This window comes from Paraburkholderia sp. GAS348 (assembly GCF_050434205.1).
Lineage (GTDB): Bacteria > Pseudomonadota > Gammaproteobacteria > Burkholderiales > Burkholderiaceae > Paraburkholderia.
The window spans coordinates 1-19,950 of sequence record NZ_JBNPVT010000006.1; the positions used below are offsets into that span (position 1 = coordinate 1).

The 19,950-nt window shown below is 63.8% G+C and carries 18 protein-coding genes; 6 read left to right on the top strand and 12 right to left on the bottom strand.

Features of this window, described 5'->3' with window-relative positions; all coding sequences use genetic code 11:
- A partial coding sequence (locus P3T22_RS12410) for a pyridoxal-phosphate dependent enzyme (protein WP_429325111.1) occupies window positions 1–251 on the bottom strand: 251 nt, incomplete at its 3' end.
- A gap of 33 nt (window positions 252–284) precedes the next feature.
- On the opposite strand from P3T22_RS12410, the gene P3T22_RS12415 reads away from it, so the two are divergent.
- Window positions 285–452, top strand: coding sequence for a hypothetical protein (locus tag P3T22_RS12415; RefSeq protein ID WP_158515266.1), 168 nt, complete (start codon window positions 285–287; stop codon window positions 450–452).
- A gap of 106 nt (window positions 453–558) precedes the next feature.
- On the opposite strand, the gene P3T22_RS12420 is transcribed toward P3T22_RS12415, so the two are convergent.
- Together P3T22_RS12420 and mprF are read right to left on the bottom strand one after the other, a co-directional pair.
- Window positions 559–1,830 carry a virulence factor family protein gene (locus P3T22_RS12420; protein WP_429325112.1) on the bottom strand — a complete coding sequence of 424 codons (1,272 nt, stop codon included), beginning with the start codon at window positions 1,828–1,830 and terminating at the stop codon, window positions 559–561.
- Window positions 1,827–4,379, bottom strand: a complete 2,553-nt coding sequence (gene mprF / locus P3T22_RS12425) for a bifunctional lysylphosphatidylglycerol flippase/synthetase MprF (protein WP_063495945.1) — start codon at window positions 4,377–4,379, stop codon at window positions 1,827–1,829. Before mprF ends, P3T22_RS12420 begins: the two co-directional genes overlap by 4 nt.
- A gap of 493 nt (window positions 4,380–4,872) precedes the next feature.
- On the opposite strand from mprF, the gene P3T22_RS12430 reads away from it, so the two are divergent.
- A complete protein-coding gene (locus P3T22_RS12430; RefSeq protein WP_063495944.1) occupies window positions 4,873–6,270 on the top strand; it encodes an MFS transporter in 1,398 nt (465 codons plus the stop codon).
- Between the two features lie 83 nt (window positions 6,271–6,353).
- Here P3T22_RS12430 and P3T22_RS12435 read toward each other — a convergent pair whose 3' ends face one another.
- The 6 genes from P3T22_RS12435 to P3T22_RS12460 form a co-directional block, all read right to left on the bottom strand.
- Entirely contained in the window at window positions 6,354–7,004 is a 651-nt protein-coding gene (locus tag P3T22_RS12435) for a glycosyltransferase (protein ID WP_429325113.1), read from the bottom strand.
- Window positions 7,001–7,606, bottom strand: coding sequence for a class I SAM-dependent methyltransferase (locus P3T22_RS12440; protein WP_429325114.1), 606 nt, complete (start codon window positions 7,604–7,606; stop codon window positions 7,001–7,003). The genes P3T22_RS12435 and P3T22_RS12440 overlap by 4 nt, the downstream gene beginning before the upstream one ends.
- A gap of 24 nt (window positions 7,607–7,630) precedes the next feature.
- Entirely contained in the window at window positions 7,631–8,800 is a 1,170-nt protein-coding gene (locus tag P3T22_RS12445; RefSeq protein WP_429325115.1) for an acyl-CoA dehydrogenase, read from the bottom strand.
- A gap of 180 nt (window positions 8,801–8,980) precedes the next feature.
- Window positions 8,981–10,939: a hybrid sensor histidine kinase/response regulator gene (locus tag P3T22_RS12450; protein WP_429325116.1), complete on the bottom strand. Its 1,959-nt coding sequence runs from the start codon at window positions 10,937–10,939 to the stop codon at window positions 8,981–8,983.
- A 127-nt stretch (window positions 10,940–11,066) separates the two neighbouring features.
- Window positions 11,067–12,116: an NAD(P)/FAD-dependent oxidoreductase gene (locus tag P3T22_RS12455; protein WP_429325117.1), complete on the bottom strand. Its 1,050-nt coding sequence runs from the start codon at window positions 12,114–12,116 to the stop codon at window positions 11,067–11,069.
- A 235-nt stretch (window positions 12,117–12,351) separates the two neighbouring features.
- Complete coding sequence (locus P3T22_RS12460; RefSeq protein ID WP_429325118.1) at window positions 12,352–13,212, bottom strand: LysR family transcriptional regulator; 861 nt, start codon at window positions 13,210–13,212, stop codon at window positions 12,352–12,354.
- A gap of 165 nt (window positions 13,213–13,377) precedes the next feature.
- Between P3T22_RS12460 and P3T22_RS12465 the strand changes: the two genes are divergently transcribed.
- Window positions 13,378–14,778 (top strand): DHA2 family efflux MFS transporter permease subunit, encoded by a 1,401-nt coding sequence (locus tag P3T22_RS12465; protein WP_429325119.1) that lies wholly within the window; start codon window positions 13,378–13,380, stop codon window positions 14,776–14,778.
- A 178-nt stretch (window positions 14,779–14,956) separates the two neighbouring features.
- Window positions 14,957–15,886 carry a LysR family transcriptional regulator gene (locus P3T22_RS12470; RefSeq protein ID WP_429325120.1) on the top strand — a complete coding sequence of 310 codons (930 nt, stop codon included), beginning with the start codon at window positions 14,957–14,959 and terminating at the stop codon, window positions 15,884–15,886.
- Window positions 15,887–16,019: 133 nt separating this feature from the next.
- Here the strand turns inward: P3T22_RS12470 and P3T22_RS12475 are convergent, their stop codons facing one another.
- Entirely contained in the window at window positions 16,020–16,262 is a 243-nt protein-coding gene (locus P3T22_RS12475; protein ID WP_063495936.1) for a hypothetical protein, read from the bottom strand.
- Between the two features lie 113 nt (window positions 16,263–16,375).
- Entirely contained in the window at window positions 16,376–16,627 is a 252-nt protein-coding gene (locus tag P3T22_RS12480; RefSeq protein ID WP_063495935.1) for a DUF1488 domain-containing protein, read from the bottom strand.
- A 237-nt stretch (window positions 16,628–16,864) separates the two neighbouring features.
- Here P3T22_RS12480 and P3T22_RS12485 point away from each other — a divergent pair, with 237 nt between their 5' ends.
- On the top strand, window positions 16,865–17,953 hold the full coding sequence (locus P3T22_RS12485) for a glycosyltransferase family 2 protein (RefSeq protein ID WP_429325121.1): 1,089 nt from the start codon (window positions 16,865–16,867) through the stop codon (window positions 17,951–17,953).
- A 172-nt stretch (window positions 17,954–18,125) separates the two neighbouring features.
- Window positions 18,126–18,347 (top strand): hypothetical protein, encoded by a 222-nt coding sequence (locus tag P3T22_RS12490; RefSeq protein WP_063495933.1) that lies wholly within the window; start codon window positions 18,126–18,128, stop codon window positions 18,345–18,347.
- A gap of 106 nt (window positions 18,348–18,453) precedes the next feature.
- Here P3T22_RS12490 and P3T22_RS12495 read toward each other — a convergent pair whose 3' ends face one another.
- Window positions 18,454–19,776: an MFS family transporter gene (locus tag P3T22_RS12495; protein WP_063495932.1), complete on the bottom strand. Its 1,323-nt coding sequence runs from the start codon at window positions 19,774–19,776 to the stop codon at window positions 18,454–18,456.
- Window positions 19,777–19,950 lie beyond the last annotated feature (174 nt).

Below are 19,950 nucleotides of genomic sequence, written 5' to 3' on the forward strand. Positions count from 1 at the left end.
AGCGCATCCGCCGGAATGTGCGCCATCTTGTTGTACGCGCCGCGCACCTTGAACGAGAACACCGGCTGGTTGTCCTCGCGCTTCAGATAAACCGGATTGGAGAGCCGCGCCGACAGACTCGGCGCGCGTTCGAGTTCGGTCTCGCGGGCCACGTCGTAGACGCGCGCGGTCAGGGTTTTCTTCAGGTAGTCGTGGCGCAACGCCACGCTGTTAGCGGCAACGGCCACTTGATTGAGTTCGTGTAACGGCAAGGCAAGCTCCTGTGCGGCAAGGACAAGTCATCAATGATGATCACCAGGAGGCAGGCAGAAAGCGGACATAAAAAAACCCGCCTCGTGGGGCGGGTTGATGTCACTGCTATCAGACGCGCGCTAACCCACCATTCGATGAATGGTGCTAATAATCAGCGCAATACGGATGTCGAGGCAGTTCATGCGGTTGATCTTCGTTGACTTGGCTGCCCTTGTCAATCCCTGCTCGCTACATCGGGCAGTGCCGCCTGAAGGCCGCACGCCGCCGCTGGCGACGCGCGTCATACAGATGGACTAATCACGCGGACTAATCACGCACGCCGCTTTGTTTCCTGAAGGCATCCAGAATGCGCCGCTCCAGCGCGTTGTAGTCGCGGCCGAAGTGATGATCGCCCGACGTGCGAATCACCGTGATGCCGGTGTTGGTCAGCGCCGGGCACAACGTGTCCTTCTCGTTCTCACCATAGAAGCACTGCACGATCGCGGGCGGCACACGCGTCAATTCGGGCTGCACCTTCAATGCCTTATCGCTCGCAGGCATGCCGAGCCAGCCGCCGACACGGATCTGGAAATCGGCGTCGGACGCAAAGCCTAGCAGCGCAATCAGCGACACCTTCGCGCGCAGCGCTTCAGGCAGGCGGTTATAGGCGAACGGCATCACGTCGGCGCCGAACGAATAGCCGACGAGCGCAATATGCTCCGCGTGCCAGCGCGCCCCATAGGTCTGCATCACGCGCGCCAGATCGCGGCTCGTCTGCGCCGGCGTCTTTTCGCTCCAGAAATAGCGGAGGCTGTCGATGCCGACCACCGAAACGCCATCTTTCTGCAAGGCGAGCGAGATGGTCTTGTCGAGATCGCGCCAGCCGCCGTCGCCGGAAATCACAATCGCCATCAGGCCGTTCGGATGCGCCGCCGGCAATTCGATCAGTGGCAGATCGGAGACGTCGTCATCGCTCGTCGATGCCGTCTGCAAATGCGGCGTCAGCATCGCAACGAGTCGCGCGCGATCGCCGTTGCCCGGCGCCGTCTTTTCGACGAAACCCGGCACCTTGTCGCGGATGATCGTCGGGTCCGGCGGGCACGGCTGAAAGCGCGGATCCAGATTGCGCTCGGCATCCACCGAGACCGCGCCGGCAACCGTATTCGACGGGGCCTGTTCGAGCACATGCATCGCCAGCGTCGCGCCCTGCCCCGTGCCGGCGACGATCGGTGCGAAATAGCGGCTCGATTGCGATTGCCGTTCCAGCTGATGACTCAAGGCTTCTGCATCGCCCACGAGTTGATGGCAGGCTTCATTTTTCGCACTCAGATTGGCCGCATAGCGCGCCGTATCCACGCCGACGGTCAACGCGCCAGCCTTGGCGAGCGCATCGGCGGTTTGCTGGTCCGCCGCACTCCAGCCCGTGGCCGGCGAATACAACACCACGAAGCCGCGCAAGGGGCCGGCCGGTTGTGTCACCGTCACGTCGCCAAAGCGGCCGCCGGACACGGTGGCGGGTGCGGGTGCGGCAAAGGCGGCTGCGCTGCCAACTACAAGGCTCGCCGCAACGGCGAGTCTGAAAAACGGATGCAAGGTCATGAACGCCGGCCTCCTGCCAGCAATGACAGGTCCGCGAGCGTGAAGAACACGCCCACCGAACCCGACGCCGCGAGATAGCGCGGCTCCCAATGCGGCTGGAACTTGCTCTTGAAAGCACGCAGTCCGCGGAAGTTATAGAAGCGGCCGCCGAAGCGCCACACGATGCCCGCCAGCCGATGCCAGCGCGACGCGAGTGGCGTCGGCTGCATGCCGGAGAGCGGCGCGATGCCGAGACTGAGCGAGCGGAAGCCCGCCTGCTTCAGATGCAGCGCCAGTTGGGTGAACAGATACTCCATCGCATACGGCGACGCGCTTTCCACATGCCGCATCACGCCGACCGTCGCTTCGGTGTTCATATCGGTCGTCATGAAGGTCACAAAAGCGGCCGGCTCGCCGTTCTGGCGCACCAGCATCACGGATTGCGCGGCGAGGTACTCGTCGGTAAACGCGGCCACCGAGAAGCTCTTTTCGCGCGCGTCGCGGCTATCGAGCCAGCCGTCGGAAATCTCACGCAACGTTTCGAGCGACGCCGGCACGTCGGCCTGATCGATTACTTCGACGGTAAAGCCGTCACGCTCGCCGCGCTTGAGCGCATAGCGAAGATGCGCGCGATGCGAGCCCTTCAGGTCGAAATCGTCGAGCACCACGTGGGCCTCTTCGCCGAGCTTCATCAGTGTGAGGCCGGCGTCGAGATAGAGCGGCAACGCGTTGGCGCGCACCTGATAGAACGCCGCGCGGCCGCCATGCGCATGAGCGAGCGCAACGAACTTGCTGATCAAGCCGGCCCACTCCTCGCGCGGACCGACCGGATCGTGCAACGCGGCCCACGTACGGCCATTTTTCGCATACATCAGGAAGGCTTCGCGCGATTCGGAAAAGAGGAAGCTCTTGTCACCCATCAGCGCGAGACCAGCGTCGCTGCGCTCCTGCGCCCGCACGATGCGCGCCGCGTCTTGCAGATCTTGCGCAGCGGGCATGACGAACCGGCCCGCCGCGGGGCGCAGCAACTGCCAGAAAGAGAACGTGGCGGCGAACAGGCTGGCGGCCAGCGTCGCGCGCAGCGCACGCGGTGCGCGTTCGTCGAAAGCGAATTGCCACCACAGGTCGCGCGTGTACGGCACGTCGCGGAATGCAAACAGCATCACCCACACGGCAAGCGCGAGTACCATCGCCACCGACACCAGCCAGCCCGCTGTAAAGCGCTCGGCAAACAGCGACGAATGACGGTTGAAGCGCCGGCGCGTGGACAACAGCAGCGCGATCAGCATGCCGAGCACGCCCGCTTCCACGAAGGCAAGACCTTTGGTCAGCGACAGCGCAAGGCTCAGCACCGCCAGCAGCAAGGTCATCCACCACGCGGCATCCAGACGCCGCAGCAATCCGCGCGCGACAAACAACAGCAGCACGCCGAGCACGCTACACAGCATCTGCGAGCTTTCGAGCACCCACAGCGGCAGCACGTCGCGCAGGATCAGGATGCGATGCCAGAACGCGGGCGTCGCGCTGGAAATCACCAGCATGCCGCCGACCACGAACGTCACGAGGCTCAGAAACAGCGGCGCGAGTTTCGACGCGCCCGCCGCATGATGCAGCGGCAAACGGCTTTTCAGCGCGCGGCCTTCGAAGCCCGCGAGCAGCGCCGCCGAGACGATCAGCGGGACGCCGAAGTAAATCGCGCGATAGGCGAGCAGCGCCGCGACCATCTGATGCGTATGCACGCTGCCGTTCAGCGTGAACACCATCGCGGCTTCGAATACGCCGACACCGCCAGGCGTATGACCGATCAAGCCGAGCAGCATCGCGGCGGCATAGACAGTGATGAAGGTCACGAAGCTGACGTCCGCATGCGGCAGCAGGGCCCACAACGCGAGGCCCGCGGCCACCACGTCGAGTACGGCGAGGGCCACTTGCGCGAGCAGGTCGCGGCGCGCCGGGATATCGAACGACAGCCACTGCCAGCGCGTGCGGATTGGGCGCGTTTCGCGGCGGCAGGCGGCAGCCGCGAGTCCGAGCACGGCGAGCAGCGCAGCGCCGCTCCAGCGCAGCGTGAGCGGCGGGAGATGCAGCATCCTCGCGAGCGGGTCGGCGAGGCACACCATGCCGAGTGCCGTCATCAGCACCAGTGCGAGCGCCAGTGAAACGCTCGTGAACACGGTCATGCGGCCAATCTGCGCGGGCGTGACGTCCGACACCCCATAGACGCGCGCACGCACGGCACCGCCCGTCAAAGCGCCGAAGCCGGTCGCATTGCCGAGTGCGGAGCCCGTCGTCGCGCCGATCCACAGCGCCGCGCGCGGCACCGCGGCGCCGAGGTAGCGCAAGCCGACCGCGTCGCGGCCGACCAGCGCGATATAGCTGAGCGCGGTCGCGCCGAGCGCCGCGGCCCACTCGCCCGCCGTCAGGTGACGCAGTTGGCGCATGACCGACCGATAGTCGACCGCCTGCGAGAGGTGTTGCAAGACGACCAGCAGCAGCCCGCAAATCACGAGTGCGAGCACGGGCGAGAGGATGCTCGGCTTGCCAGGCGCCTTCGATGCACGGTCGAACATCGCGCCTGGCCGGTCCAATCTGTTGTTATATCGGTGAAATATGGTCAATGCGGGCCTTGCGTAGAGCTGTCGCGGCGACGGGTCGTCTGCCACGGCGTCGCCTTACTTCGGCGATTACAAACGGATAACGGAAAAGTGTTGAAAAGGTTGACAGTGTCAGCCAATGCAAGTCGATTCGTCGGGTTTTAATCTGGGCCGGTAAGCTGAGCTGAACACGCTTCGCGGCATGACAGAGTGCATGACGGAGCAATACGCGCCGATGAAACGGTCGATATTGCCGATTGGCTTGCCGTGCTGATGAGGACCGCTGCGCTCGACAAGGGGCAGAATTTTAAACGCTTATTGAAGATCGCGAGACGAAGATTCGACATTATCCGCGCAATCTCGAAAAGGGGCGGCATCAGGTGGTGCGCTATTAACCATCCGCACCGTACAGGTGCAATAATGCCCCCTTTACCTGCGACCATCCGCCGCAGACCGGCCGCCCCCCCTCATGACCGTCGTCCAGAAAGCCCTGATTGCGCCTCTCATCGTCGCATGCGCGATGTTCATGGAAAGCGTCGATGCGAATGTGATCGTCACCGCCCTGCCCGCTATGGCGCGCGACTTCGGGCGCGATCCGGTCACGCTGAAAATCGCGGTCACGAGCTACGTGCTGGGTCTCGGCGTTTTTATTCCGGTATGCGGCTGGCTCGCGGACCGCTTCGGCGCGCGCACGATTTTCCGCACCGCGATCGGCATCTTCGTGGCCGGCTCGCTCTTGTGCGCCGCGTCGAACTCGCTCGCCACCTTCACCCTCGCCCGCTTCGTGCAAGGCGTCGGCGGCGCGATGATGGTGCCGGTCGGGCGGATCATCATCTTCCGTGTGGTCCACAAGTCCGACTTCATCCGCGCGATGAACTATCTGAGCGTCCCCGCACTGCTCGGACCGGCAGCCGGACCGCTGCTCGGCGGCTTCATCACGACCTATCTGCACTGGCGTCTGATCTTCTTCATCAATGTGCCGATCGGCATTCTCGGTATCTATCTGACCAACCGGCATATCGCCAACACGCGCGAACCGGACCCCGGGCCGCTCGACTGGATCGGCTTTTTTCTGTCGGCGGCTGGCGCGGTGCTGCTTCTGCTCGGGTTGTCGCTGGTCGGCGGCGAACTCATGTCGAATCGGGACGCGTTCGGCATGTGCGCGAGCGGCGCGGCTCTGCTGGTGGTCTACGTCGCGTACGCCCAGCGCGTGAAATTGCCTTTGCTGGATCTGCGCTTCTTCAAGGTGCCGACCTTCCAGGCGAGCGTGCTCGGCGGCTCGCTGTTTCGCATCGGCCTCGGTGCACTGCCCTTTCTGCTGCCGCTGATGCTGCAGGAAGGACACGGCATGAGCGCGTTCGAGTCCGGCCTGATCACCTGCGCGTCCGCGTTCGGCGGCATGTTCATGCGCACGGTCGCCTCGCGCGTGCTGCATCGCTTCGGCTTCCGTTCGGTGCTGGTAGTGAACGCGGCGCTGTCAGGGATCTCGATCGCGGCGTGCGGATTGTTTTTCCCGGGCACGCCGACCTGGATCATCTGGTTCGTGGTGTTGCTCGGCGGCTTCTTCCCCGCGCTGCAATTCACGAGTCTCAACTCGCTGACTTACGCGGAAATCGCCAGCCGCGATGTGGGGCGCGCGACGAGTCTCGGCAGCGTCGTGCAGCAGATGTCGCTCGGCCTGGGCGTAACGGTGGGCGGTATCGTGCTGCAGATTTCGCGCGTGCTGCACGGACATCCGGGCATCACGTGGTCGGATTTCTGGCCGGCGTTTCTGGTGGTGGGCTTGTGCTCGTTCGCATCGATTCCCGTGACGCTGCGCATGCCGCATCGCGCCGGTGAAGAGATTTCGCGAGGCAGCCGGGGGTAAGGTCTTGCGCTCCTTCGAGCGCATGCCCATTTGCAGCGAATCGAGGTTCCCGCCTTCGCTGAATAGCCTGGAAAACGTGTCCATCATGTCGCCCAGGCGAGAAGCGTAGCGCCGAAGCCGCCGCGTGCCCGGCTCGCCGTACGCGCGCTGGTGATCACGCGTGGCGCGGCGCTCCACGCGATCCGGGCGCCGGTCGCGATCAACCGGTCGACGAGCGCGACATCTTCGCTGCATGTGAGCGGTGGAAAGCCGCCGGCTCGTCGATAGGCCTCGGCCGAAACGCCGAGATTCGCGCCGTGCACGTGGCGGTGACCGTCAGCGTCCACGTAGGTCTTGCGAAAATATTCGCGCACGCTATGCGGATGAGCGGTCCAGTCGTCGACGGCAATCGAGCCGCACACCGCGTCCGCGTCCAGCGACAACTGCGCGACCAGCCAGCCCGGCGACACGCGGCTGTCGGCATCGGTGAATGCGAGCCAGCGGGCGCCGTCGGCCAGCAAAAAGTCGGCGCCTGTCGCGCGCGCAATGCCGACATTGCGCGCCTTCAGCGTCAACGTCTCGACACCGTAAGCGCGCGCGATCGCCCTGGAAAAGTCGCTGCAGGCATCGAGCACGACGACGATCCGCACCGACTCGCCGGTCAGACCGGCGTGCCGCGATGCTTCGATCAACGCGGCAAGACAAGGCGCCAGCAATGCCTCTTCGTTATGCGCCGGAACGATCACGCCGATCATAGGAGCCCCTCGCGCTGCGCCACCGAACGCGCATCGCGGGACCATACGTCGATCAGCAGATCGGCTTCGTCGTGATGCGCGAGACGCGACAGGCTGCAGCGAGCATCGAACAACGCGTGCGCGGCATCGGCGGATTCGAGCGCCTCGGCAAACGGGCGGCGCCAGTGGCAAGCGAGCAGCGTGCCGTCCGGCGTGAGCGATGCTGCGATTCGTGCGGCCAGCGTTTCGAGGTCGGCAGCATCGAGGTAATAGGCAAATTCGCTGATGACGATCAGGTCGAACGGTCCTGCGTCGGTCGGCCATTCGTGCGGCACCGTGCGCCGGTCGACGCGCACCTGCGGCATACCGGCAACACGTTCGCGTGCAAGACGCACGGCTGTTTCGTGCAGATCGGCGGCGAGCAGCGCGTCACAGCGGGTCGCCAGCTCGGCCGTCAGTTCCCCATTCGCGCAGCCCGGCTCGAACGCGTTGCGATAGCGCGGACGCGGCAGCAGTGCAAGCGTGAGCGAACGCTTGCGGCGCTCGTACCAGCCTTCGCGCAGGTGCCACGGGTCGTCGCCGCTTTTGTAGAGTTCATCGAAGTACACCGTCGTAGCGGACATGTCAGCGGCCCTCCCTATATCGCGTCAGAGCGTCCACGGCGCACCTCCGGCAGCGGCGTTGGCGTCGAACGTTGCTTTGACGGTCAACTCGCCGAGCGCCGCAAGGTCGCCTTCGGCATGGCTTTGCCGCAAGAACACCGGCAGGTCCGCCAGCGCGCGGGCAAAGCGCGCATCGCGGCACAACGGACCGGCGCCGAGCGTGCGCGTCGCGTGATTCATCACGGCCGTTGCCGCTTCTTCGACGATGAGGCGTGCGCGCATGGCGTCACGCCGCGAGTCCGCTTTTGGGTTCGCGTCGATATGAGCGGCAGTCTCGCGCAACACCGCGGCGGCGCCCGCAAAAGCGACATCGACCGCGCCGAGGTGGGCGAGCCGATGTCCGTCGGCACGTTGCATGGACGCTTCGCGCAAGGTCCGGCCGATCTGCGCGGCGGCGCCGTACCAGCATGCGGCAATGCCAGCGCCGCCATGCCAGAAGCCCGGCCGGCGCACATAGGCGTGTGCTGCGCCCACGAGCGCGGCCGGTGTCCGATCGAAAGTGACGTCGGCGCTAGCGGTTGCCTGCATGCCGACTGCTTGCCACTTCGATGTGTCGATCGAAATCGATGGGTGATCCATCGCGACGGCTGCGAGCACGGGTTCGTCATCTATCCATGCAGTGACGAGCGCGTGACTGACTACGCCCGCGCCCGAACACCAGGCTTTCGTGCCGTTCAGATACAGTTGCGCGGCAGTATCAGTACGCGTCGCGCGTTTGCTCGCCTGCACGCGCGCATCAGGCGGCTCCGCGGCCCATACCCCCCAACGACTTCTAATGGGCGGCGTGGGGCCGCGCAGCTCGGCGAGAATCGCCAGCGCATCGGTATGCCCTTCGAACAGTTTGACGAGACCGAGATCGCACGCCGCCACCACGGCCAGGGTCCGCCAGCGCGCCAGGGTCTGCCCGTGCCCGGGCAACGGCACGAAGGGCAAACGGTCGTAGCCCTGTTCGACCAGCGCGCGCAAAACATCGCCCAGCGCGGCGGGGTCTCCCGTATCGAAACGCGTGCGGTGCAGAAAATCTTCAAGCGCCCCGGCATAACGCACAGCGTGCTGCGCGGCGAGTGCCGCCTGAGGATCGCGAGTGCGGGTTCTGCTGATCCTTTCCGGTGGCCGCGCACTCACGCTGGCCGCACGATCGCGCCTATCGAGCATCAGTACCTCCCTGAAGCGGTTCGATCCATGCGCGCGGCCTTCGATTAGCCGCGGCGCGTGCAGATCCACAGCAAGCGGCGTGCCTCAGGCATCCGACACCCAGGACACGCTTCACTATTTCAGGGGTGATGGCGCGCCTGTATGAAGAAAACGCGCCGTTTGACCTTAGTTTGGACCGCGCTATCGGCGCCGCGCTTCCGCCTGTTCCAGCAACGCTTCGAATAGCGCGAGTTCCACGGGCTTGACGAGATGGGCGTCAAAACCGGCCGCCCGCGTACGTTCGCGATCGCTTGCGTGACCGAAGCCGGTCATGGCGGCGAACAGCGTGCCGGCCAGCGCGGGCATCTCGCGCAACGCCGCCAGCGCGGCGTAACCGTCCATTTTTGGCATCGCAAGGTCGATCAATGCAAGGTGGGGCGCGAGGCGCGGCGCGACCTCGAGCGCCTGCGCGCCATCATAGGCAATGCGGACTTCGTGGCCTTTGAGTTCGAGCAGCATGGCGAGGCTGTCGGCGGAGTCGCGATTGTCGTCCACCAGCAGAATTCGCAACGGCGACACCGCCCCGCCTGCAACACCACCCTGACCGGCCTGCGCTTCGGAGGGCGCAGCGGCAAGCGGCAAACTGAACGTGAACGAACTGCCGCAGCCCTCTCCCTCGCTGCTCGCGATAATGCTGCCGCCGTGCATTTCGATCAGCGATTTGCACAACGTGAGGCCGATGCCGAGGCCGCCTTCGCCAAGGCTTTGCCCATTCTTTTCCTGCACGAACAACTCGAAGATCGCATCGAGCGAACGTACGGGAATGCCGCGGCCATGGTCGCGCACTTCCAGCACGGCCATGTGATGTTCGATACGCCCGACGATCTCGATGCGGCTGCTGGACGGCGAAAACTTCGACGCGTTATGCAACAGGTTTTGCAGCACCTGCACGAGCCGCGTTGTGTCGCCGCTGACGACAAGCGGCTCGGCCGGCATGTGCGTCGCCACACGCTGCGCCCGCGCATCGGTAAACGGCCGCACGGCTTCAATCGCGCGCGCCACCACTTCGGCCAGATCGACGCGCGCAAGGCGCAACTCGACCTTGTCCGACATGATGCGCCCGACATCGAGAAGATCGTCGACCAGACGCGTGAGGTGGGCGACCTGGCGATCGATCAGATCGCGTGAGCGCGCCATCGTAGGGCTCACCCCCGCCTCGAGCTGCATCACACCGATCGCGTTGCGCACCGGCGCAAGCGGATTGCGCAACTCGTGGGCGAGCGTGGCGAGAAACTTGCGCAGGCGATCGCCGGAACGCTCCAGCTCTTCGCGTTCACGGCGCTCGGTCAGATCGCGCGTGACCTTGGCGAAGCCGCGCAGCCGGTTCGATTCGTCATACACGGCGGTGATGTTGACGTTGGCCCAGAAGGTCGTGCCGTCCTTGCGCACGCGCCAGCCTTCGTCTTCAACACGGCCGAGCTGCCTTGCGATCGCCAGTTCGCGCGCGGGCTTGCCGGCCGCCGCTTCTTCGCGCGTGTAGAACGTCGAGAAATGCCGGCCGACGATTTCTTCGCGCGCATAGCCCTTGATGCGCGCGGCGCCTGCATTCCAGCTCACCACGAAACCGTCCGGATCGAGCATGAAAATCGCGTAGTCTTTCACGTTGTCGACCAGCAGACGGAAGCGCTCCTCACTTTGCCGCAACGCTTCCAGATACTCGCGCTGCGCAGTCAGATCGCGGGTAATCTTGGCGAAACCCGTTAGCACGCCCGCCTCGTTGCGCACCGCCGTGATGACCACGTTCGACCAGAAGGTCGTGCCGTCTTTGCGAACCCGCCAGCCTTCGTCCTCGAAGCGGCCGGTGAGCGCCGCCTGCTCCAACTCGTAAGTCGGCCAGCCGCGCGCCACGGCTTCCGCAGTGTAGAAACGCGAGAAGTGCTGGCCGATAATCTCGTGCGCCGCGTAGCCCTTCAGCTTCTGCGCGCCGACATTCCAGCTGACGATATGCCCGGTCGGGTCCAGCAGGAAGATCGCGTAGTCCTGGATCGACTGAACCAGCGAGCCGTAATCGACCTCGACGGGGGGCTTCACACGGCGCGCAGGTGATACGTTGGCGGCTTCATGCTTATCACCTGCAGGTTGGGCGTCAAGCTCGTTCATAGTAAGAAGCGTCCATGGGCCTAGGCAAAAGCATACACCGGCCCGCTGTCATGTTTCGCTTATCATGTTTCGCTTAATGTCCAGGCTTATCGCTTTCAGGCACGCTTCGGCACGTCGCCCCGGAGCGTCACCCCGCCGCCCCGACCTTTTCCGCCAGCTTCGCGTCGTAACTGGAATGGACGTGCACCCGCTTCCTCTCCGGATAGGCGTAGGCGTACGCCTTGCGCAGCGCTAACGACGCCTCGTGAAAACCGGACAGAATCAGCTTCTGCTTGTTCGGATAGTTAGCGATGTCGCCGACCGCGAAAATGCCGGGCCGCGAGCTTTCATAGTTGGACGTATCCACATCGACGCGGCCACCGTGGATCGACAGATTCCACTTCGCGATCGGCCCAAGATCAGCGACCAATCCGTACAGCACGACGAGTTGCTCGGTGTCGAGCTGCGTTTCGCCTTCGATATGCCGCAGCGCGATCGAATTCAACGTATCGCCCTCGACGTTGAGCCCCGAAATTGCGCCGACCATGAAGTCCATCTCCCCGGCCTCGACCGCCCGCCGCATCGACTCGACGCTCGAATCCGCCGCGCTGAAGCCGTTGCGACGATGCACCAGCGTCACGCGCCGCGCGACCTTGCGCAGTGCCAGCGCCCAATCGAGCGCGGAATCGCCGCCGCCCGCCACGACCACGGTCTTGTCGGCGAAATCGGCGAGGCGTTGCACGCTGTAGTGCACGTGGCGCGACTCCAGCGGCACGGCTTCGGCAAGCGCCAGTTTTTGCGGCACGAACGCTCCATTGCCGGCGGCAAGCAAAATCGCCGCCACGTCGAATAGGAGGCCACGGTCGGTGCGCACGGTCCAGCGCCCATCGTCGCGTTGCTCGACCGACTCGACCCGTTGCTCGAGATGGATCGGCACGTCGAACGGCTTGCATTGCACCATCAAACGCTCGACCAGCTCGCGCGCGGTACACGACGGAATCGCGGGAATATCGTAGATCGGCTTGTCGGGATAGAGCTCGATGCACTGCCCGCCCACCTTGTCGAGCCCATCGACAATCTGGCATGACAGGCCGATCACGCCCGCTTCGAAAGCGGCAAAGAGGCCCACCGGGCCGGCGCCGACGATCAGGACATCGGAGCGAATCGGTTGCGGAAGCTGGTTTGCAGCGGGCGTCATTCGGGATCTCGCGTGATAGGTCGATGACCCACCATACAGAATCGCCCGAAGCCCGGCAACGATGCCATTACAAGCGGTAAGGACGCTTGGGTTGCGGCCGTCCCGTCCTCCTTTATCGAAGCGCTTGCCTGCGTTTTGCAAGAGCATGTGCCTGGCGATCCTAAGTGCTGAATAGCACCATTCAGCGCCGTCCCAAACCGGAACGCCGGCTCAGAAACCGCCGCATCGCGCGGCGTCATTCACCGATCCACGAACCGCGCAAATCGCTGTCGTGCAGCAATTGCAGCAACGTGCCCGCCGGACGGCTCAGCCGTTTGGCGGCCAGCGCGATGAATTCCACTGAGGGCAGCGTCGGCAGACTGGCCGCGTTGAGCGGCGGCGCGAGGCCCCGCGCGGCCAAATACTGCGGACGAACGGTGATGCCGAGCCCCCCGCGCGCGGCGGCAATGCAACCCGCGTGACTGCTGCTCGTGCAGACTACCTGCCAGCTGAAACCGGCTTCGGCGAGCGCATCGAGCACCACGGCCCGCGTCACGCTCGGCTCGGAGACCAGAATCAGCGGCAACGGCTGGCTGAGGTCGACCAGTGTGCCGGTGCGCGCCAGCCACTCCAGCCGCCCCGTGAACAGCGGCACGCCGCGGCGGTCGCCCAGACGCCGCTTACCGACCAGCAGATCGATCGAGCCGGCGTCCAGCAACTCATACAGCTTGCCGGTCATACCGATTGTGATTTCCAGCTCGACATCGGGATGCGCGTTGCGAAACGCCGCCAGCACCGTGGGCAGCGGCCCGAGCGCAACGTCGTCGGATGAGCCGAGCCGCACGCGTCCTTTCAGACGCGGCGCGCGAAACTGCGACTCGGCCCGCGCAAGCGCCTGCAGGATCACGCTGGCGTGCGAGAGCATGGCCTCGCCGTCCGGAGTCATCGCGAGCGAATGGGTGTCGCGCACGAACAGGCGCCGTCCGACGCTCTGTTCGAGCCGGCGGATATGTTCGCTAACGCTCGACTGCGTCAGATCGAGTCGCCGCCCCGCCTCGGTGAAGCTATGGCAGGCTGCGACGGTCGCGAAGGTCTTGAGCCAGATGGGATTGAGCATGGGTCATTGTGATCCCGGTTATCGGCAAAGTCGATAACAGTCAATGCCTCTAGCGGGGTTCCCGATTGACCACGATGTCAATATGATGACGGAATCCCCCCAACGATTGCTTCGAGCACGGCCCGCCGGTCTGTCCGCCCCGCCGCCGCCGTAGCTCAATTGAAAATGAATAAGGACTCTGCCCAGACGGCGCTGCTCTGGATCGTCGCCTCAGGCTTTTTCATGCAGTCGCTCGACACGACGATCGTCAACACCGCATTGCCGTCGATTGCGCACAGCCTGCACGTCGCGCCCCTCGCGATGCAGCCGATCGTGGTCGCTTACACGCTGACGATGGCGATGCTCACCCCCGCGTCAGGCTGGCTCGCCGACCGCTTCGGCACGCGGCGCGTCTATTTCGTGGCGATTCTCGTATTCGTGCTCGGGTCGATCTGCTGCGCGAGCGCGCATACGCTCGGCCAACTGGTGATGGCGCGGGTCCTGCAAGGGTTGGGCGGTTCGATGCTGTTGCCGATCGGCCGGCTCGCCGTCCTGCGCAGCGTCTCGAGCGAGCAATACGTGTCGGCGCTCGCGTTCATTTCGATTGCCGGCCAGTTGGGCCCGATCGCCGGGCCGACGCTCGGCGGCTGGTTCGTTGAGGCCATCACGTGGCACTGGATCTTTCTGATCAATGTGCCGATCGGCGCATTGGGTCTTTACGCGGTGCAGCGTTTTTTGCCGGCGCATGGCGAAACCCAGGCGCCGCCGTTCGACTTCGCCGGTTGTGGGCTGCTGTCGCTGTGCATGATCGCGTTTTCGCTGGCCGTCGACGCGCCGGTCGCGACGCACCGCGCGGCATGGTCGGCGGGTCTCTTCGCGCTCGCCGTGCTCAGCGCGCTCGCCTACATCCCGCACGCAAGGCGCCGCAACAATCCACTCTTCAAACTCTCGCTCTTTGGCGAACCGAATTTCAGCGTCGGTCTGATCGGCAACCTGGTATGCCGCGTCGGCTCGAGCGCCGTACCGTTCCTCGTGCCGTTGCTGCTGCAATTGCAGCTCGGCTACTCACCGCTGCATTCCGGCCTGATGATGCTGCCTGCCGCACTTGCCGGCACCGTCGCCAAACGCTGGATCGCGCCACTCATACGCCGCTATGGCTATGACACGTTCCTGCTCGTCAACACGGTGATCGTGGGATCGGCGATCGTTGCGTTCGCATTGATTACGCGTGGTACGCCACTCATCGTCGGGATCGTGATTCTGGCCGTGTTCGGCGCGGCCAACTCCATGCAATTCGCGGCGATGAACAGTGTCACGCTCAAAGGCCTCTCGCATGAAGATGCCGGCAGCGGCAACAGCCTCTTTTCGATGGTGCAGATGCTGGCGATCGGGCTGGGCGTTTCGATCGGCGGCGGGCTGGTGAATCTGTTCTCGGCGCAATGGGGATCGGCGGCGCTCGGGTTCCGCCTGAGCTTCGTGTGCGTGGGCGTCATCACGCTAGTGTCGGCCTGGGTATTTCGTCATCTCGACGAAGCCCCCGTCACGCGCGACGTGCGTGGCCAGGCGACCCAGGGCGCGGGGCGCTGAATAACGTCTCTCACACCGGCAAACGGTCGCCCGACACGCGCGCGTGATGGTTATTCCACTCATGACGCAGCGTCGTCGATGCGCTCGGACAGGTTGCGTTTCCCGGTACTGGCGTATGAATTCAAACGGTATTTCGCGTTAGCATGTCATGCATTAGTGCATGACAAAGGAATATCACATGCCATTTGACGAGCGCATGCTGAACGGCATGGGCGTGCTGACGGCGATCGTCGACAGCGGCAGTTTTGCGGCGGCAGGTGTTGCACTCGACATGTCGCAATCCGGGGTCAGCCGTTCGGTTGCACGGCTTGAAGCACGCCTCGGCATCCGGCTATTCGACCGCACCACCCGCTCGGTCACACTGACTGACGAAGGCCGGCGTTTTTACGAACAGATCGTGCCGCTGCTCGGCGGACTCGAGGAAGCGGCGGCTTCCGCGGCTCAGGGCGCGACTGCCGTTCGCGGGCGTTTGCGCGTGAACATGGACCCGTTCCTTTCGCGCCTCGTGCTGGGGCCGAGGCTCGGCGGCTTCATCGACAAGCATCCCGATCTGCAACTCGAGTTGATCACGCGCGACCAGCTAGGCGACGTGGTTGCCGACGGTTTCGACCTCGCGATCCGTTTCGGCGACCCGCCGGCTTCGACGCTGATTGCACGCAAGCTGCTCGACACGCGGATTCTGACCGTCGCCGCGCCCTCGTATCTGAAGAGACATGGCCATCCGGCGAGCCCAGCCGAACTCGAAAGCGGCAAGCATGTGTGCATCAAGTTCCGTGATCCGCTAACGGGTTACCCGTTCAGCTGGGCGTTTCACCGCGGACGCAAGAAGATCGAGATTGCGCCGCAAGGCCGCTTGACCGTGAACGACGTCGGCGCCTTGCATAGTGTGTGCGCCGCGGGCCAGGGCGTCGCGCAGATTCCCGCACTCGGCGCCGAGTCGTTGCTCGCCAATGGCAAACTGGTTGAACTGTTTGCCGACTGGGGCGACACGGTTTATCCGCTGTATGCGCTCTATCCTTCGCGGCATCATCCGCCGGCCAAGGTGCGGGCATTCTCCGATTTCATCGTTTCGCTGACGGCGGGCTCGATACGCGAACCGGCGGTTTGAGTCGCGCCTAAACACCGCTAATGCCCTGCCGAAAACCATCGCGCGGCTCGGGCTCTGGACGCGCCAGCCGCGCGGCGCGGCGCGGCACAAATAGAAAAACCGGCTTGGCGCCGGTTATTTTCGTTCCGAATGTCTAAAGAGCGACGGGTTTCTTTTTGAGCATCAAGGGTCGGCGCGTTTGCATCAACGACCTCTTCGCGCCCAGCCACTTCGTGACGTGCTTGACCCATTGCTTCGGTGCGGCTGCATTGCTCTCGGCGTGCCCCGGCTCATTTGCCGTGGGTGCGGCCGTTTTTTCGCTTTCGGCAATGCGTGCGGCTTCGCGCCGCCGTTTGCTGTCGGCGATTTCTTCTAGGTTGACCTGGTCATCATCCATGCTGGAACTCCCGCGACAAAGCAAGGCGAGGCGCCGGTGGGCGCCGCGCTGCTTCGGCTGTGGAACAAGGCGGCGCACGGCAGGTCCGGTTGGACGTGCCGCGCCGCGCTGCATCAAGAAATCGTATAGCGGTTTTGCGGACCGCCGACGTACAAACCGCGAGCGAGCGTGAGGATTTGCTCGCGATGACGATCGAAGGCCGCGAGCACTGCCGGTTCGTCAGAGCCTACGCTCGGGCTCAGATTCGAAATGACCGAATTGTCGACAGTGAAGGCGATTTCGCGCGCGTTGTCATAGCCCCAGAAATTGACACAATGATGGAAGGCGTCGTAGCTGCGGCTTGGGTTCGGGAAGTTGAGGGACATTTCACGCTCCCGTGGTGTTTTCTTTCTTTACGGTGCGCTGAATGTGGGGCGCGGTCAAGGTGTTGTTTGTAAATGTGGGTACAAATTTTCCCCTTCGAAATCCTTTCAGACTGCAGATATTCTTTCTGATTTATTACAGATTATTTTTTTCCTGTAATGAACTAATTTGCTGCATGCAGCAATGTGTGCGCGAAGCGAACCGGCTGCCGCCCTTAACAGATAAGAAACGAGACGCCCGTGTTCACCCTCTCCACCACCTCCCCAGTGCCCCATCCCTTCCCTAAGGTTTCCATTTGCCTGCCGACCTGCAATCGGCCTGAGTTGATCGTGGAGTGCATCGACTCATGCCTCGCGCAGACGTACGGCAATCTGGAGATTGTGATCGGCGACGATTCAAAGGACACGCGCACCCGGCAGTTGATCGCGCGGCGCTACGCGAACGAGCCGCGCATCCGCTATGCAATGAACCAGCCGCCGCTTGGTCAGGGGCGCAATGTCGCGAGCCTGTTCGAGCGTGCACGCGGCGACAAGATCCTGCTGATTCACGACGACGACCTGCTCACCACCGACGGCATCGAAAAACTCGTGTCGCTATGGGCTCGTCATCCGCAACTCGAGGTGGCGTTCGCCGATCAGTACGAGGCCGATCACAGCGGCACAGTCGACTTCGACGCGAGCACACGCCTGAACACCGCGTTTCGCCGCACGAAGGACGCTGAAGGCCTGCAGCCTTTGCCGGGCAGGACCGGGCTGATCCAGATGTTCCCGAACAACGGCTGGATGGCCAACGCAGAGCTCGTCAAGCGGATCGGCTACCAGGATCGGTACGGCATGTGCTGCGATTTCGTGTTCGGCACCGAACTTTGTCTCGCAGCGCGCAATGTGTTCTATCTGCACGAATACGTGTCGGTGTATCGGAAGACGGCGACCTCGATCTCGCATAGCACGCGCGGCACGGCGGTAGCCGCGACCGTCAGTGCGTATGCGTTCGTCAAGGCGCTGCAACTGCCGCCGCAACTGGAACCGTCACGCAAGCTGGCGTTACGCCGGCTCGCGCCCATCGTCGTTTCGGTTCATGCGAAGAACCGGCAGGCAATGCCTGGGTTGAAGATCGCGCTCACGCATCTCTTCGCCTACAACTATGGCTTCAGCATACGGCTTTATCATCATCTGCTCATGCTCTCATGCGCGGCTCTGAGCGTGCGGCAGCGTGCAACGGTGACAGCTGTGGCCGCAGCGGCACCGGCTGTCGTCGCTGACCCGCCCGCCGCTGCTGCGACAGAACTCGTCACGGACCTCGTGACCGATCAATCCGAACGGGTCTGACGCTGTCGTAGCGGGAAGCGGCCTGCGATTCCTTCGCCGCAACGGGCTCCATGAGCGCGCGCGTCTTCTGCCAGGCATCCGCTCATTAGCAAATGCGTATTTGTCGCTTGGTCTTGCGCGTGCGGCTGATTACGATGAGTCTCGAACCGTCATCAGCCCGAGGAGATTCGTCATGTCCGACAGTGCCTGTTTCAAGCCGCGAGTGATCGAGCCGGTCGTCGTCAATCAGCCGGAAGGATTGGGGCTTGCAGTGGAGTTGTGGCTCGCGCATCCCGTCGATGGGATCGCGGGGCGCGCCGTGCAGATCCATTTGCGCAGCGACGCGAAGATGGCGCAAGCCGAGGCGCTGCGCGATCTGCTTCATGTGCTGGGAACGGAGATCGTGGTGGCTTGACCATGCGCCGTGCTTGCCGACAGGGCAAAAAAACGGCGGCCGGGTTGCCCCTAACCGCCGTTCTCGCGCAGCGCTCATGCGCGCTGCGCGAGCGTACCGCTCACGCTCAAGGCTCGTGACGCAGATACCCTTCTTTCGAAGGATCGCGCATGCGCAGCGACACGATGCCGGCGATCGCGCACAGCACAGTGACATACCAGTAGAACATCGACTCGTTGCCCACCGACTTCAGCCACAGCGCGACATATTCCGCCGAGCCGCCGAAGATCGCATTGGCCACCGCATACGACAGGCCCACGCCGAGCGCGCGCACTTCCGGCGGGAACATTTCGGCCTTGATCAGTCCGCTGATCGACGTATAGAAGCTGACGATCGCCAGCGCCACGACCACGAGGCCGAAGGCCGCGTACGGACTCGTCACGTCTTTCAAGGCGTGCAGCAGCGGTACGGTGCCAATGGTCGCGAAGAAGCCGAAAAACAGCATCGAACGACGCCGGCCGATACGGTCCGACAAAGCGCCGAACGCCGGCTGCATCACCATGTAGACGAACAGCGCCGCGGTCATCACGTTGCTGGCCGTCTTGGCGTGCATACCGGCCGTGTTGACCAGGTACTTCTGCATGTACGTGGTGAACGTGTAGAAAATCAGCGAGCCGCCGGCCGTGAAGCCGAGCACCGTCAGGAATGCGCCTTTGTGCAGCCACAGGCCGCGCAGCGTGCCGGCTTCCTTGCGTTGACGCGTTGCCGCCGTGGTGGTTTCCTCGAGCGATTTACGCAGATACAGCGCGACCAGCGCCGCCAACGCACCGATCACGAACGGCACGCGCCACCCCCATGCTTTCAGTTCTTCGGTGGAGAGGGTCTGTTGCAGGACCACCAGCACCAGCAGCGCGCACAACTGGCCGCCGATCAGCGTGACGTACTGGAACGACGCGAAGAAACCGCGGCGGCCCTTGAGCGCGACTTCACTCATATAGGTGGCGCTGGTGCCGTACTCACCGCCCACCGACAAGCCCTGGAACAGGCGCGCGACCAGCAGCAGCGCCGGCGCCAGGGCGCCGATCTGCGCATACGTGGGGAGCACCGCGATCACGAGCGAGCCACCGCACATCATGAACACCGACACCATCATCGCGGTCTTGCGGCCGTGCTTGTCGGCGAGCCGGCCGAAGAACCAGCCGCCGATCGGGCGCATCAGGAAGCCCGCGGCGAAGACGCCGGCGGTGTTGAGCAACTGCGTGGTGGTGTTGCCGCTCGGGAAGAAGGCCGGCGCGAAATACAGCGCGCAGAACGAGTACACGTAGAAGTCGAACCACTCGACTAGATTGCCCGATGAGGCGCCAACGATCGCGAAGATGCGGCGCCGGGTGTCGTGTGCGTCGTGAACGTCGTGAGCCGTGGCCACGGTTTGGTCGGATAGGTCGGTCATGCTGTTGTCTTTCCTTGTCTTTAAACGGAGGTAGCGGTCGTGGCGCCGCCTTCACAACACGCGCATCAAGGTGCCGCAATGACACCCATAGCGCGCGTGCGCGAATTTTACAGAATTGCAAGGAAAAGATGGGGGTTTGTTAGGGGACGATGCCGCGAGGCTCGTTGCGAGCTC

Bases quoted from the DNA above. Each gene is read 5' to 3' on its own strand.
- P3T22_RS12415 (WP_158515266.1), top strand. From the start codon at position 285: ATGATGATCACCAGGAGGCAGGCAGAAAGCGGACATAAAAAAACCCGC.
- P3T22_RS12420 (WP_429325112.1), bottom strand. From the start codon at position 1,830: ATGACCTTGCATCCGTTTTTCAGACTCGCCGTTGCGGCGAGCCTTGTA.
- mprF (WP_063495945.1), bottom strand. From the start codon at position 4,379: ATGTTCGACCGTGCATCGAAGGCGCCTGGCAAGCCGAGCATCCTCTCG.
- P3T22_RS12430 (WP_063495944.1), top strand. From the start codon at position 4,873: ATGACCGTCGTCCAGAAAGCCCTGATTGCGCCTCTCATCGTCGCATGC.
- P3T22_RS12435 (WP_429325113.1), bottom strand. From the start codon at position 7,004: ATGATCGGCGTGATCGTTCCGGCGCATAACGAAGAGGCATTGCTGGCG.
- P3T22_RS12440 (WP_429325114.1), bottom strand. From the start codon at position 7,606: ATGTCCGCTACGACGGTGTACTTCGATGAACTCTACAAAAGCGGCGAC.
- P3T22_RS12445 (WP_429325115.1), bottom strand. From the start codon at position 8,800: ATGCTCGATAGGCGCGATCGTGCGGCCAGCGTGAGTGCGCGGCCACCG.
- P3T22_RS12450 (WP_429325116.1), bottom strand. From the start codon at position 10,939: ATGAACGAGCTTGACGCCCAACCTGCAGGTGATAAGCATGAAGCCGCC.
- P3T22_RS12455 (WP_429325117.1), bottom strand. From the start codon at position 12,116: ATGACGCCCGCTGCAAACCAGCTTCCGCAACCGATTCGCTCCGATGTC.
- P3T22_RS12460 (WP_429325118.1), bottom strand. From the start codon at position 13,212: ATGCTCAATCCCATCTGGCTCAAGACCTTCGCGACCGTCGCAGCCTGC.
- P3T22_RS12465 (WP_429325119.1), top strand. From the start codon at position 13,378: ATGAATAAGGACTCTGCCCAGACGGCGCTGCTCTGGATCGTCGCCTCA.
- P3T22_RS12470 (WP_429325120.1), top strand. From the start codon at position 14,957: ATGCCATTTGACGAGCGCATGCTGAACGGCATGGGCGTGCTGACGGCG.
- P3T22_RS12475 (WP_063495936.1), bottom strand. From the start codon at position 16,262: ATGGATGATGACCAGGTCAACCTAGAAGAAATCGCCGACAGCAAACGG.
- P3T22_RS12480 (WP_063495935.1), bottom strand. From the start codon at position 16,627: ATGTCCCTCAACTTCCCGAACCCAAGCCGCAGCTACGACGCCTTCCAT.
- P3T22_RS12490 (WP_063495933.1), top strand. From the start codon at position 18,126: ATGTCCGACAGTGCCTGTTTCAAGCCGCGAGTGATCGAGCCGGTCGTC.
- P3T22_RS12495 (WP_063495932.1), bottom strand. From the start codon at position 19,776: ATGACCGACCTATCCGACCAAACCGTGGCCACGGCTCACGACGTTCAC.